Source organism: Burkholderiales bacterium (assembly GCA_035560005.1).
Lineage (GTDB): Bacteria > Pseudomonadota > Gammaproteobacteria > Burkholderiales > Eutrophovitaceae > DASRFY01.
The window spans coordinates 45,827-59,043 of the sequence record DATMAN010000101.1 but is presented as its reverse complement, the minus strand read 5'-3'; the positions used below and the strand labels follow the sequence as shown (position 1 = coordinate 59,043).

At 65.0% G+C, this 13,217-nt stretch carries 12 protein-coding genes; all 12 read left to right on the top strand.

Going from position 1 to position 13,217, the window contains the following annotated elements; genetic code table 11:
* The first annotated feature begins 34 nt into the window (after positions 1 to 34).
* The 12 genes from serC to VNM24_16290 all read left to right on the top strand — a co-directional run bounded on the left by serC (position 35) and on the right by VNM24_16290 (position 13,105).
* Positions 35 to 1,117 carry a 3-phosphoserine/phosphohydroxythreonine transaminase gene (serC, locus tag VNM24_16345; protein HWQ40150.1) on the top strand — a complete coding sequence of 361 codons (1,083 nt, stop codon included), beginning with the start codon at positions 35 to 37 and terminating at the stop codon, positions 1,115 to 1,117.
* Complete coding sequence (locus VNM24_16340; protein HWQ40149.1) at positions 1,117 to 2,304, top strand: phosphoglycerate dehydrogenase; 1,188 nt, start codon at positions 1,117 to 1,119, stop codon at positions 2,302 to 2,304. Before serC ends, VNM24_16340 begins: the two co-directional genes overlap by 1 nt.
* Before the next feature lies 1 nt (position 2,305).
* Entirely contained in the window at positions 2,306 to 3,373 is a 1,068-nt protein-coding gene (gene pheA / locus VNM24_16335) for a prephenate dehydratase (protein ID HWQ40148.1), read from the top strand.
* Positions 3,370 to 4,506 carry a histidinol-phosphate transaminase gene (hisC, locus tag VNM24_16330; protein HWQ40147.1) on the top strand — a complete coding sequence of 379 codons (1,137 nt, stop codon included), beginning with the start codon at positions 3,370 to 3,372 and terminating at the stop codon, positions 4,504 to 4,506. The genes pheA and hisC overlap by 4 nt, the downstream gene beginning before the upstream one ends.
* Before the next feature lie 31 nt (positions 4,507 to 4,537).
* On the top strand, positions 4,538 to 5,416 hold the full coding sequence (locus VNM24_16325; GenBank protein HWQ40146.1) for a prephenate dehydrogenase/arogenate dehydrogenase family protein: 879 nt from the start codon (positions 4,538 to 4,540) through the stop codon (positions 5,414 to 5,416).
* Positions 5,413 to 7,383, top strand: coding sequence for a bifunctional 3-phosphoshikimate 1-carboxyvinyltransferase/cytidylate kinase (locus tag VNM24_16320; GenBank protein ID HWQ40145.1), 1,971 nt, complete (start codon positions 5,413 to 5,415; stop codon positions 7,381 to 7,383). Before VNM24_16325 ends, VNM24_16320 begins: the two co-directional genes overlap by 4 nt.
* A 119-nt stretch (positions 7,384 to 7,502) precedes the next feature.
* Positions 7,503 to 9,218, top strand: a complete 1,716-nt coding sequence (gene rpsA, locus VNM24_16315) for a 30S ribosomal protein S1 (GenBank protein ID HWQ40144.1) — start codon at positions 7,503 to 7,505, stop codon at positions 9,216 to 9,218.
* Between the two features lie 9 nt (positions 9,219 to 9,227).
* Positions 9,228 to 9,515, top strand: a complete 288-nt coding sequence (locus tag VNM24_16310) for an integration host factor subunit beta (protein HWQ40143.1) — start codon at positions 9,228 to 9,230, stop codon at positions 9,513 to 9,515.
* 111 nt (positions 9,516 to 9,626) lie between these two features.
* The gene (locus VNM24_16305) at positions 9,627 to 9,890 is read left to right on the top strand and encodes a LapA family protein (protein HWQ40142.1); all 264 of its coding nucleotides are present in this window, start codon (positions 9,627 to 9,629) and stop codon (positions 9,888 to 9,890) included.
* 13 nt (positions 9,891 to 9,903) lie between these two features.
* The gene (gene lapB / locus VNM24_16300; GenBank protein ID HWQ40141.1) at positions 9,904 to 11,079 is read left to right on the top strand and encodes a lipopolysaccharide assembly protein LapB; all 1,176 of its coding nucleotides are present in this window, start codon (positions 9,904 to 9,906) and stop codon (positions 11,077 to 11,079) included.
* Complete coding sequence (pyrF, locus tag VNM24_16295) at positions 11,079 to 11,786, top strand: orotidine-5'-phosphate decarboxylase (GenBank protein ID HWQ40140.1); 708 nt, start codon at positions 11,079 to 11,081, stop codon at positions 11,784 to 11,786. Before lapB ends, pyrF begins: the two co-directional genes overlap by 1 nt.
* The gene (locus VNM24_16290; GenBank protein ID HWQ40139.1) at positions 11,783 to 13,105 is read left to right on the top strand and encodes a UDP-glucose/GDP-mannose dehydrogenase family protein; all 1,323 of its coding nucleotides are present in this window, start codon (positions 11,783 to 11,785) and stop codon (positions 13,103 to 13,105) included. The genes pyrF and VNM24_16290 overlap by 4 nt, the downstream gene beginning before the upstream one ends.
* Positions 13,106 to 13,217 lie beyond the last annotated feature (112 nt).

The window sequence follows — 13,217 nt, the reverse complement described above, 5'->3', positions numbered from 1 at the left end:
CTTGGTCGCGCAGTTCTTGGAAGGAAGCAAGGCAGTGGGCAGAGTGTTCAATTTCAGCGCCGGTCCGGCCGTGCTGCCGGAACCGGTGCTGGCACAGGCGCGCGACGAGATGCTCGATTGGCGCGGCACCGGCATGTCGGTGATGGAGATGAGCCACCGCGGCAAGGAGTTCCTCTCGATCGCGGAAACGGCTGAGGCGGACCTGCGCGAACTGCTCGCGGTGCCGTCGAACTATCGTCTGCTCTTCCTGCAGGGTGGCGCGACTCTGCAGTTCGCCATGGTGCCGTTGAACCTCTTGCGTGGCAGAAAGAAGGCCGATTACATCCATACCGGAGAATGGGCCAGGAAAGCGATCGGCGAGGCACGGAAATTTTGCGCCGTCAACGTAGCGGCCAGCAGTGAAGACCGTCATTTCAGCTACGTGCCGAAACAGTCGGACTGGAAACTCGATGCGGACGCAGCCTACGTTCACATCACGAGCAACGAAACCATCGGGGGCGTCGAGTACCACTGGGTCCCTGACACCGGGAAGGTGCCTCTGGTCGCGGACATGTCCTCCCACATCCTGTCGCGACCGATCGACGTCTCGCGCTACGGTGCGATCTATGCCGGTGCGCAGAAGAACATCGGGCCGGCGGGGCTGACCATTGTCATCATCCGCGACGACCTGGTCGGACAGGCTTCGGCCGGCACGCCGGCGATGCTTGATTACAAGATCCATGCCGACAATGGTTGGATGTACAACACCCCGCCGACCTACGCGGTGTACATCGCGGGACTGGTTTTCCAGTGGGTGAAGCAGCGCGGCGGGCTTGCCGCAATGGAGCGGGAAGCCATCGCCAAGTCCGGCCTGCTCTATGACTGTCTGGATTCGAGTGGCTTTTACCACTGCCCGGTGGAGAAGGAAGATCGCTCGCGCATGAACGTTGCCTTCCGGCTGAGGGACGAGGCGCTGGACGAGACCTTCCTGAAAGAGGCGGCGTCGCACGGGCTGGTGCAGCTCAAGGGTCATCGCTCGGTGGGTGGCATGCGCGCCTCCATCTACAACGCCATGCCGATGGAGGGCGTGAGAACGCTGGTGGAGTTCATGCGCGACTTCGAAAAACGCTACGGCTGATGGCTGAGAAGCTGCGTATCCTGACCCTCAACAACATCTCCCACGCCGGATTGAAGCGCCTTCCGCCCGACAGGTACGCGGTCGGCGCGCAGATCGACAATCCCGACGCGGTGCTGGTGCGCTCCCAGGACATGCACTCGATGCCTATCCCGCCCTCTGTCAAGGCGATCGGGCGGGCGGGGGTGGGCGTGAACAACATTCCGGTAAAGGCGATGAATTCCCGCGGCATTCCGGTGTTCAACGCACCGGGAGCGAATGCCAACGCAGTCAAGGAACTGGTGCTGGCGGGCATGCTCATGGCGGCGCGCAATATTCCGGCGGCGCTGAAGTTCGTGGAGGGGTTGAGCGGCAGCGATGAGCGCATCAACCTGCGCATCGAGGAGGAGAAGAGGCACTTTGCCGGTATCGAACTGCCACATCACACGCTGGGGGTCATCGGACTCGGCAGGATCGGCAGCCTGGTGGCCGACGCGGCGATCAAGCTCGGGATGAACGTGCACGGCTACGATCCGGACATTACCGTCGATGCCGCATGGAGCCTGCCCTCGCAGGTGCGCAAAGCCCATTCGGTCGAAGAGATCGTGCGCGGCTCGGAGTTCGTCACGCTGCACGTGCCGCTGCTGGAGTCCACGCGCAATCTGATCAACGAGCGGCGCCTCGCGCTGATGAAACACGGGGCGGTACTGCTCAACTTCTCGCGCGAGGGTATCGTCGACAATGTGGCCGTGGTCGAGGCGCTGGCCGCGAAGCGGTTGCGCTACTACGTGTGCGACTTTCCGGCCGCCGGACTTGTCGGGCATCCTGGGGTGATCGCCCTGCCTCACGTCGGCGCCTCCACGCGCGAGGCGGAGGACAACTGCGCGGTGATGGTGGTGGATCAGATGCGCGACTACCTCGAGCACGGCAACATCCGCAACGCCGTCAATTTTCCCGACGTGCTGATGGCCAGGGAATCGCCTTATCGGCTGGGCATCGCCAATGCCAACGTGCCCAACATGGTCGGCCAGATCTCCACCACCGTGGCCCGGGCGGGCTTGAACATCCATAACATGATCAACAAGTCGAAGCAGGACATGGCCTATACCCTGGTCGACGTCGACAGTCCCGTTCCCGCCAAGGTCATCGAAGAGCTGGCCGCCATCGACGGCGTGCTGGCTGTGCGCTATCTGCCGGCGGACCAGGCCTGAGATGTCCAACCCGCTCAAAGCGCTGCGCGACCGCATCGACCGGCTCGACGACGAGCTGCTGCGACTGGTGAACGAGCGTGCTCAACTGGCCCGCGAGATCGGCAAGCTCAAGGGCGAGGCTACGGTGTACCGCCCCGAACGCGAGGCGCAAGTACTGCGGCGGCTGGCCGAGCGCAACGCGGGCCCGCTGCCGGCCAAGGCCGTCACCCACCTGTTCACCGAGATCATTTCCGCCTGCCGTGCCCTGGAGGATGCGTTTGCGGTGGCCTGCCTTGGGCCCCGGGGCACCTTCAGCGAAGAAGCGGTGATGAAACATTTCGGCGGCCAGGCACCAGCGGTCCTGTGCCCCTCGATCGACGACGTGTTCCGGACCGTCGAAGCGGGGACCGTGGGCTATGCGGTGGTTCCGGTCGAGAATTCCACGGAAGGCGCCGTCGGGCGCACGCTCGATCTGCTGGTCTCCACGCCGCTCAAGATCTGCGGCGAGGTGCTCTTGCCGATTCACCAGAACCTGCTGTCGCGGCTGCGCGACCCGGGCGCCATCCGGCGCATCTACTCGCACGCGCAAAGCCTGGCGCAGTGCAACGGCTGGTTGAACGCGCATTGCCCGCACGCTGAACGGATTCCCGTCGGCAGCAATGCCGAGGCGGCACGCCGGGCCGCCGAGGACGCCGAGTCGGCGGCCGTGGCCGGGCGCATGGCCTCGGAGCAGTATCAGCTGCCGGTGCTCGTGCCCAACATCGAGGACGATCCGAACAACACGACGCGCTTCGCCGTGCTGGCCCCAGACGATGCGCTGGCCTCGGGCAAGGACAAGACCTCGTTCATCATGTCGGCGAAGAACCGTCCCGGCGCGATCCACGAGTTGCTTACTCCACTTGCGCAGAACGCGGTGAGTATGACTCGTCTGGAGTCCCGGCCTTCGCGCACCGGCCTTTGGGAATACGTCTTCTTCGTCGATGTCGAAGGGCATCGCACAGAGCCCCATGTGGCCCACGCCCTCGAAGAAGTGCGCAACCGTGCCGCTTTCCTCAAGATCCTGGGCTCCTACCCCGTGGCCATCTCATGAACAAACCGCAAGCCCTCGCCGATTCTCTCGACCTGTGCGATTGCGCGCCGCCCTATGTGCGCGCCATTGCACCGTACCAGCCCGGCAAGCCGGTCTCCGAGCTGGCGCGGGAACTGGGTCTGGAAGAGGCCGCAATCATCAAGCTTGCGTCCAACGAGAATCCGCTGGGGGCAAGCCCGCGCGCCTTGGCGGCCGCCGCGGCCGCGCTGGAGGGCGTGGGACGCTACCCCGACGGCAACGGGTACGAACTCAAGCAGGCGCTTTGTCGGCGCTACCGTATCAACGCGCAGCAGATCGTTCTGGGCAATGGTTCCAACGACGTTCTGGAACTCGCCGCGCGCACCTTTCTCGCACCCGGCGCAAGCGCGGTGTATTCCCGGCACGCCTTCGCCGTCTATCCCCTCGCGGTCCAGGCCGCGGGCGCGACAGGAATCGAAGTGCCGGCGCGCGATTTTGGCCATGACCTTGAGGCCATGGCGGCGGCGGTACGGCACGACACCCGGGTCGTCTTCGTCGCCAACCCCAACAATCCGACCGGCACCTGGGTGCCGCCGGAAGCGGTGCTGGCCTTCTTGCGCAAGCTGCCGAGCACGGTGCTGGTGGTGCTGGACGAGGCTTACAACGAATATCTCCCCGCATCGGATCAGGCGGAGAGCCTGCGCTGGATCGGTCAGTTCCCCAATCTCCTGGTGTCCAGGACGTTCTCGAAGGCGTACGGACTGGCGGGGCTCAGGGTGGGCTTTGCAGCCGCACATCCCCGGGTCGCGGACCTGATGAATCGTGTGCGCCAGCCCTTCAATGTGAGCAGCATCGCGCAGTCCGCAGCCGTGGCAGCCCTGGATGACGAGGCGTTCGTCGCTCGCAGTTTCGAGCTGAACCAGCAAGGGATGCAGCAACTCACCGACGGTTTCAAGCGACTCGGCTTGCAATGGATACCTTCCAAGGCCAACTTCATCAGCGTGCGCGTGGGCAAGGCGCAGGAGATCTATCAGAAGCTGCTGCGCAAAGGCGTCATCGTCCGCCCAGTGGCTTCGTACGCGATGCCCGAGCACCTGCGGGTGTCGGTGGGGCTGGCGTCTGAGAACGAGCGCTTCCTGGCTGCGCTGGCGCAGGTGCTTCGGGCCGGGGCCTGACGCGGCGTCCTCGCACTGATCCCTCCCTGCATTGGATCGACTCCACTTCAAGAAGCTGGCTATCGTCGGCGTGGGCCTGATCGGGGGGTCGGTCGCCGCGCGTCTGAAGCGCGCGGGCCGGGTCGATCGCGTGATCGGCGTGGGCCGCTCCCGCGGCAACATTGCGCGTGCGCTCGAACTCGGTGTGATCGATGAAGCGGCGGAGGATCCGGCCCTCGCCGCCCGGCAGGCCGACCTGGTGCTGATCGCCGTCCCGGTGCAGCAGACCATCCGCGTGCTGGAGCGTCTGAAAGGCGCTGCGCGCGCCGGCACCGTGATCACGGATGCCGGCAGCACCAAGCGCGATTTCGTGGCGGCGGTGCGCGAGGTCGTCGGTGCGCCCGCTCCGAACATCGTGCCTGCACACCCCGTCGCTGGGGCGGAACATACCGGCGTGCAGGCCGCAAGCGCGGAGCTTTTCGAAGGCAAGCGCGTGGTCATCACGCCCTTGCCGGAGAATCGCGCAGAAGCCGTGGAGCTCGTGGAGTCGATGTGGCGCGCCTGCGGCGCCCGTATCACCCGCATGACGCCGGAGCATCACGACGAAGTATTTTCGGCCGTCAGTCACCTTCCGCACGTAGTGGCTTACGCGCTGGTTCACATGATCGCCGCCCGCGACGGCGCGGAGGAGCTGTTTTCGTTCGCCGCAAGCGGCTTCCGCGATTTCACGCGCATCGCCAGCAGCTCCCCCGAGATGTGGCGCGACATCTGCATCGCCAACCGCGACGCGATCGCCGCCGACCTGGAAGCGTTTCAAGGCGCGCTCGGCGAGGTCGCCGCGCTCATCCGCGCAGGGGACGGCGAGGCGCTGGCTCGAGTCTTCGAAGCGGCGCGCAACGCCCGCGAAGCCTGGTTGCGCAAGACGCCGTGAAGGGTACACCCTACATCGAGCTCGGACCCTTTTACGGCGCGGCGGGAACGGTGCGCCTGCCGGGCTCGAAGAGCATCTCCAATCGCGTCCTGCTGCTCGCCGCGCTGGCACGGGGCGAGACCCGCATTCGCGATCTGCTGATCTCCGACGATACCGATCGCATGGTCGATGCCCTGGTACGCCTCGGGGTCACCGTCGAGCGCGCTGCGGATCCGACCCGCTGTCGGATCGTCGGTTGCGGCGGCCGCTTCCCGGCGAGGTCGGCGCAGCTTTTCCTCGGCAACGCCGGCACGGCGTTGCGGCCCCTGACCGCCGTGCTGGCGCTCAACGGTGGCCATTACCGGGTGAGCGGCGTGCCGCGCATGCACGAGCGGCCCATCGGCGACCTGGTGGACGCGCTGCGCTCGATCGGCGCTCGGATCCGCTATCTGGAACGCGAGGGCTATCCGCCCCTGGAGATTCTGCCGGCGCAATTGAATGCGGTGGCCACGGTTCGCATGCGTGGCGAGATCTCGAGCCAGTTCCTTTCGGCCCTGCTGATGGCACTGCCGCTGCTAGGGCGCGAAACGACCGTCGAGGTCGTGGGCGAACTGATATCGAAGCCCTATGTCGAGATGACGCTCGACCTGATGGCGCGCTTCGGCGTGAGCGTCGCGCGCGAAGGCTGGGCGCGATTCCGCGTCGCCGCCGACGCAGCGTACATCGCACCGGGAGAAATCCACGTCGAGGGCGATGCATCCGGCGCGTCCTATTTCCTCGCCGCCGGTGCCATCGGGGGCGGGCCGGTGCGCGTCGAAGGCGTCGGCAGGAGCAGCATTCAAGGCGATGTCCGGTTCGTCGAAGTGCTGCAGGCATGCGGCGCGCGTGTGGACATGGGAGATCGCTGGATCGAAGCGCGGGCTCCGGAGTCCGGCCGGCTCAGAGCGGTCGATCTGGACTTAAATCACATACCGGACGCGGGGATGACGCTCGCCATCGTCGCCTTGTTCTGCGACGGTACCAGCCGCCTGCGCAACGTGGGCAGCTGGCGCGTCAAGGAGACCGACCGCATCGTGGCCATGGCCAACGAATTGCGCAAGGTCGGCGCCAGCGTTGAAGAAGGCCCCGATTACCTGATCGTGACTCCGCCGGCGACCGGTCTGCGGCCGGACGTGGCGATCGACACGTACGACGATCATCGCATCGCGATGTGTTTTTCCCTGGTCTCGCTCGGCGGCGTGCGGGTGCGCATCAATGATCCGGCTTGCGTTTCGAAGACCTTTCCCGATTACTTCGAACGCTTTGCGGCCATCACCGCGGCACCGGTCATTGCGATCGACGGCCCCTCCGGGTCGGGCAAGGGCACGATTGCGCAACGCGTGGCGCAAGCCCTCGGTTTCCACTACCTGGACAGCGGCGCGCTGTACCGCCTGGTCGCGCTGCACGCTCTGCGAAGCCGCGTCTCGCTGGACGATTCCGAGCGCCTGGCACAGGCGGCGCGCTCGTTGCCCGTGGCTTTCTCCGGCACCCGCATCATGCTGGCCGGGGAGGACGTCACGGAGGCCATCAGGACCGAAGACGTTGCCGAGGCAGCCTCCCGGGTGGCTGCAATTCCCGCCGTGCGTCAGGCGCTTATGCAACTCCAGCGAAGCTTTCGCAGGCCGCCGGGATTGGTCGCCGAGGGGCGCGACATGGGCAGCGTGGTGTTCCCGGATGCGGTACTCAAGGTTTTCCTCACCGCGAGTGTCGAGGCGCGTGCAGAGCGCCGCCATAAACAGTTGATAGACAAAGGGTTAAATGCTACTCTGGCGGCCCTTTTGCGAGACATCGAGCAACGCGACGCCCGCGACACGAGGCGCAGCGTTGCCCCTTTGCAGAAGAGCGCAGGCGCCCAAGTGCTTGATACAACGTGCTTAACGATCGAGGAAGCAGTCGATCGGGTGCTCGATTGGAGCGCGGAGGCCTTGCGCAGGGCCCCATCCCACTGATTGGAGAGCATGACTTCGGCGGACCGGCGTACCGGGCCGCAGGCCGGTTTTTCGGTCTTTCGGATGGGTTGATCCACTGACCCGCTTGTACGTGAGCGGATTTTTTGTCGATTCTGTCCATGAAAACTGCATCCCACACCTCGACTCCAGCCGGACCCGAAAGCTTCGCCTCCCTGTTCGAAGAAAGCCTCGCCAGACAGGAGATGCGGGCGGGCGAAGTCATCACGGCGGAAGTCGTGCGCGTGGATCCCAACTTCGTCGTGGTCAACGCCGGACTGAAGTCCGAGAGCTATATACCGACGGAAGAATTCAAGAACGATCGTGGCGAGATCGAGGTCAAGCCGGGCGACTACGTCAGCGTCGCGATCGAAGCGCTGGAAGACGGTTACGGCGAGACCAGGCTCTCGCGCGAAAAGGCCAAGCGCCTGGCGGCCTGGCAGGAACTGGAAAAGGCGATGGAGGAAGGCCGGCTCGTCCAGGGGCTCGTCAACGGCAAGGTCAAGGGCGGACTGACCGTGATGATCAACGGTATCCGGGCGTTTCTTCCCGGATCGCTGGTGGACATCCGTCCGGTGAAGGACACCAATCCGTACGAGGGCAAGCAGCTCGAGTTCAAGGTCATCAAGCTCGACCGCAAGCGTAACAACGTGGTCGTCTCGCGCCGGGCGGTGCTCGAGGCCAGCCAGGGCGAGGAGCGCCAGAAACTGCTCGAGACGCTCCAGGAGGGCGCCATCGTCAAGGGTGTGGTCAAGAACATCACCGACTACGGCGCGTTCGTCGACCTCGGCGGCATCGACGGGCTGCTGCACATCACCGATCTGGCGTGGCGCAGAGTCAAGCATCCGACCGAAGTGGTCAACGTAGGCGATGAGGTCACCGCCAAGGTCCTGAAGTTCGATCAGGAGAAGAACCGCGTTTCGCTGGGGCTGAAGCAACTGGGCGAAGACCCCTGGGTCGGGCTCGCGCGGCGCTACCCGGCGGGCACCCGCCTGTTCGGCAAAGTCTCCAACCTCACCGATTACGGCGCCTTCGTGGAGATCGAGTCCGGCATCGAGGGCCTGGTGCACGTGTCGGAGATGGACTGGACCAACAAGAACGTTCATCCGGCCAAGGTGGTGCAGGTGGGCGATGAAGTGGAGGTGATGATCCTGGAAATCGACGAGGAACGCCGCCGCATCTCGCTCGGCATGAAGCAGTGCAGGCCCAATCCGTGGGAGGAGTTCGCGCAGAACTTCAAGAAGGGCGACAAGGTCCGCGGTCAGATCAAGTCGATCACCGATTTCGGCATCTTCATCGGTCTGCCCGGGGGCATCGACGGGCTGGTGCACCTGTCGGACCTTTCCTGGTCGACCCCAGGCGAGGAGGCGGTGCGAAAGTACAAGAAGGGCGACGAGGTCGAGGCCATGGTGTTGTCGATCGATGTCGAGCGCGAGCGTATCTCGCTCGGCATCAAGCAGCTCGAAGGCGATCCGTTCTCGAACTATGTCGCCAGCCACGACAAGGGCAGCATCGTGGAGGGCATCGTGAAGTCGCTCGATCCCAAGGGGGCGGTCATCCAGCTCGAAGGCGACGTGGACGGCTATCTGCGGGCTTCCGAAGTCTCGCGTGATCGCGTGGAAGACATCCGCAGCCACCTCAAGGAGGGTGACCGCGTGTCGGTGATGATCATCAACATCGACCGCAAGAACCGCAACATCAACCTCTCGATCAAGGCCAAGGAAGCCGCCGAGGAAGCCGAGGCGCTGCAGAAGCACGCCACCGAGGTGTCGAGCGCGGGCACGACCAACCTCGGCGCGCTGCTCAAGGCCAAGCTGGACAACAAGAATTCGCAATAGGATGCGCCCATGACCAAGTCGGAGCTGATCGCAAGGCTCGCTGCGCATTTCCCGCAGCTGGTGGCGAGCGACGCCGAACTCGCGGTGAAGATGATCCTGGACGCGATGGCCAGGAGCCTGGCCCAGGGGCATCGCATCGAGATCCGCGGGTTCGGGAGCTTCGGACTGAACTACCGCCCTCCGCGCATCGGCCGCAATCCGAAGTCCGGGGACAAGGTGCACGTGCCAGCGAAGTATGTGCCGCATTTCAAGGCCGGCAAGGAATTGCGCGAGCGCGTGGACCTCAAGAAGCAGTAGCGCGGCGTACTGGTGGCCAGCAGCATTGGAGCACGGCGGCACCGTCCTCGGAGGTGCCGCTTTTTTTTGGGTCGCAGGGGTATTGCGCACACGAACCGGATGTAGACTGTCATGCGCATAGTGGCGTGGGTTGTGCGGTTTGCCGTATTCCTGGTGATTCTCGGGTTCGCCGCGAAGAACACCGATCCCGTGCTTGTCCGTTTCTACCTCGGCAGCCAGTGGGAGGTGCCTCTGGTGTTCGTCTTGCTGGTCGCATACGTGCTTGGCGTGGCCACTGGGCTGGTCGCGGGTCTGGGCAAGATGCTGCGCCAGCGCAGGGAAAGCGTGCGACTGCGTAAGCAGCTTCGCGCCCACTCATCCGAGGAGGCGCGCTAGGCGTCGGTGTCGCATGGAATTCGAGTTCTGGTGGCTTCTCGGCTTTCCGCTGTTCTTTGCGCTCGGCTGGCTCGCCGCACGCGTGGACATCAAGCAGCTGCTCTCAGAGTCGCGCGCACTGCCGATGTCGTACTTCAAGGGGCTGAACTTCCTGCTCAACGAGCAGCAGGACAAGGCGATCGAGACATTCATCGAACTCGTCAAGGTCGATCCGCAGACCGTGGAACTGCATTTCGCGCTAGGCAGCCTGTTTCGCCGACGCGGAGAGGTCGAGCGCGCGATACGCATGCACGAGAACCTGCTGGACCGGCCCGATCTCGCGCGCGAGCAGCGCCTGCAGGCGCTCTACGAGCTGGCGCAGGACTACCTCAAGGCCGGGCTGCTCGACCGGGCCGAGGAGCTGTTCGCCAAGCTCGAGGGCACCCAGTACGAACAGCAGGGACTGAAGTTCTTGCTCGAGATCTACGAGCAGGAAAAGGACTGGAAAAAAGCCATCGCCACCTCGCGCAAGATGGACGCCGTCACTGGGCGCTCCAGCGCGAAGGACATCGCAAACTATTACTGCGAGCTTGCGGCCATCGAAATGAACCGCTCGCGCTGGGATGCGGCGCGCTCCTATCTGGCGGAGGCGCTTTCGGTCAACCGCAAGTGCGCCCGGGCGACGATTCTGCAAGGGGACATCGAACTGACCCTTGGCAATCTCGAGCGTGCGATCGAGTGCTGGAAGCGTATCGAGCAACAGAATCCCGCCTACCTCGCGCTGGTTGCCGACAAGCTGCTCGCCGCGCATCGTCAGCTCGGAAAGACGGAAGAAGGGTTGCGGCTGCTGCGCGCTTATCTGGCCAGCTATCCATCGCTCGATCTGCTCAACGTCACGTTTCAGGGCGAGCTCGAGCACGAAGGCGCCGAGCCGGCCTACCGTCTGGTGCGTGCGGAACTGGCGCGCAATCCGACGCTGTTGGGGCTGGACAAGCTGCTGGAGGCGCAACTGCTCGACGCTCCGGCAGAGCGTCGAAACGATCTGCAGATGATCAAGAACCTCGTGCATCAGCACACCAGGAGCCTGGCGATGTATCGCTGCGAGAGCTGCGGGTTCAAGGCGCGTCAGTTCTACTGGCATTGCCCGGCCTGCAACGGCTGGGAGACGTATCCGCCGCGCCGCTCCGAGGAGCGCGAACTGGCCGCCTGATGGAACCGCGAATCATCGTCGCACTGGATTTCCCCGACGCGGCCCGCGCCCTTGCCTTGAGCGAACGGCTCTCGCCGGAGCTTTGCCGCGTCAAGGTCGGCAAGGAGCTGTTTACGGCTGCCGGCCCCGCGCTGGTGGCCACGCTGGCGCGGCGCGGCTTCGCGGTTTTTTTGGATCTGAAGTTCCACGACATCCCCAACACCGTCGCCCAAGCCTGTCGGGCGGCGGCGGGGCTGGGCGTGTGGATGCTCAACGTCCACGCGCTCGGCGGGCGCGAGATGATGGAGGCGGCGCGCGCCGCGCTGGACGGCGCGGATCGACGGCCGAGACTCGTCGCCGTGACGATTCTGACCAGTCTGGCTCGAGAGGGTCTCGCGGAGGTGGGCATCAGCGGCGAGCCGGCCGAGGCCGCGCTGCGGCTCGCCCGGCTGGCCAGGCAGGCGGGGCTGGATGGAGTCGTGTGCTCGGCTCACGAAGCCCGTCTGGTGCGAACGGCTTGCGATGAGTCCTTCCTGCGCGTGACTCCCGGGATCCGCTTGGCGGAAGGTCCGGCGGACGATCAAAAGCGCGTGATGACACCGCGCGCCGCCATCGAGGCCGGCGCCAGCTATCTGGTGATCGGTCGGCCGGTGACGCGCGCGGCCGATCCGCGCGCCGTGGTCGAGCGCATCGTGCGTGAAATCGAGAGCGCGGAGAGCCTTGGATGAAAGTGACCATCGTAGGCACCGGCTATGTGGGCCTGGTGTCCGGCGCCTGCCTGGCCGAGATCGGCCATGAGGTGGTGTGCCTCGACGTGGACGCCGCCAAGATTCAGCTGCTCAAGGATGGCGGCGTGCCCATCTATGAGCCGGGACTGGAGGGGTTGATCCGCCACAATGCGGCCGCCGGCCGGCTGCGCTTCACCACGGAGGTGGACGAGGCGGTCGCCCATGGGCTGGTGCAGTTCATCGCGGTGGGCACGCCGCCCGACGAAGACGGGTCGGCGGATCTTCGTTACGTGCTCAGCGCGGCGCGCAACATCGGCCGGCACATGACCGAGTACCGGATCATCGTGGACAAGTCCACGGTGCCAGTCGGCACCGCGGAACGGGTGCGGGCGGTGGTCGACGACGAGCTCAAGGCGCGCGGCAAGGCGTTGACTTTCAGCGTCGTTTCCAATCCGGAGTTCCTCAAAGAGGGCGCCGCGGTCGAGGACTTCATGCGTCCGGATCGAATCATCATCGGCACCAGCGACGAGCAGGCCATCCGGCTCATGCGCCAACTCTACGCGCCGATCAACCGCAATCACGACCGCTTGATGGTGATGGATACGCGTTCGGCCGAGCTGACCAAATATGCGGCCAACGCCATGCTGGCGACGCGGATATCGTTCATGAACGAGCTGGCGAACCTGGCGGAGAAGCTCGGCGCGAACATCGAAGCGGTTCGCCTGGGGATCGGTTCGGACCCGAGAATCGGCTATCACTTCCTGTACGCCGGCTGCGGTTATGGCGGATCTTGTTTTCCCAAGGACATCCAGGCGCTGCAGCATACCGCGGGCGAATACGGCATGCAGCTGACCATTATCGACGCGGTGGAGAAAGTCAACCGCACGCAGAAGCAGAGGCTGCTCGACAAGGTGCGCATGCGTTTCGGCGAGCACCTCGACGGGCGGCGCTTTGCGCTCTGGGGCCTGTCGTTCAAGCCGAACACCAACGACATGCGCGAGGCGCCGAGCCGGGTGATCGTCAACGGCCTGCTGACCCGCGGCGCGACGGTGCGCGCGTACGATCCGGTGGCGATGACGGAAGGGCGGAGGATATTCCAGCGCGAAGCCGCGGTGTCGTTCGCCGATTCGCCGCTCGGGGCGCTGGACGGGGCCGATGCGCTGATCATCGTCACCGAGTGGAAGGAGTTTCGGGGGGTCGATTTCGAGGACATCAAGCGCCGGCTGTCCCAGCCGGTGGTGTTCGATGGCCGCAATCTTTACGACCCGCTGCTCGCCAGGGAGGCGGGCATCGAGTACTTCTCGGTTGGAAGGCCGTGAAAGACGGGGAGGAAGGCGAAGGATGAAGGCGGCGCAAGGATGAAAGGCGGCGATCGAGGCGGGAGGATGGAAGCGCGCTCCGGCGGGCCTGCGCCCCGGACTCGAAGCGCAG

Bases quoted from the DNA above. Each gene is read 5' to 3' on its own strand.
- VNM24_16340 (HWQ40149.1), top strand. From the start codon at position 1,117: ATGGCTGAGAAGCTGCGTATCCTGACCCTCAACAACATCTCCCACGCC.
- pheA (HWQ40148.1), top strand. From the start codon at position 2,306: ATGTCCAACCCGCTCAAAGCGCTGCGCGACCGCATCGACCGGCTCGAC.
- hisC (HWQ40147.1), top strand. From the start codon at position 3,370: ATGAACAAACCGCAAGCCCTCGCCGATTCTCTCGACCTGTGCGATTGC.
- rpsA (HWQ40144.1), top strand. From the start codon at position 7,503: ATGAAAACTGCATCCCACACCTCGACTCCAGCCGGACCCGAAAGCTTC.
- VNM24_16310 (HWQ40143.1), top strand. From the start codon at position 9,228: ATGACCAAGTCGGAGCTGATCGCAAGGCTCGCTGCGCATTTCCCGCAG.
- VNM24_16305 (HWQ40142.1), top strand. From the start codon at position 9,627: ATGCGCATAGTGGCGTGGGTTGTGCGGTTTGCCGTATTCCTGGTGATT.
- lapB (HWQ40141.1), top strand. From the start codon at position 9,904: ATGGAATTCGAGTTCTGGTGGCTTCTCGGCTTTCCGCTGTTCTTTGCG.
- pyrF (HWQ40140.1), top strand. From the start codon at position 11,079: ATGGAACCGCGAATCATCGTCGCACTGGATTTCCCCGACGCGGCCCGC.
- VNM24_16290 (HWQ40139.1), top strand. From the start codon at position 11,783: ATGAAAGTGACCATCGTAGGCACCGGCTATGTGGGCCTGGTGTCCGGC.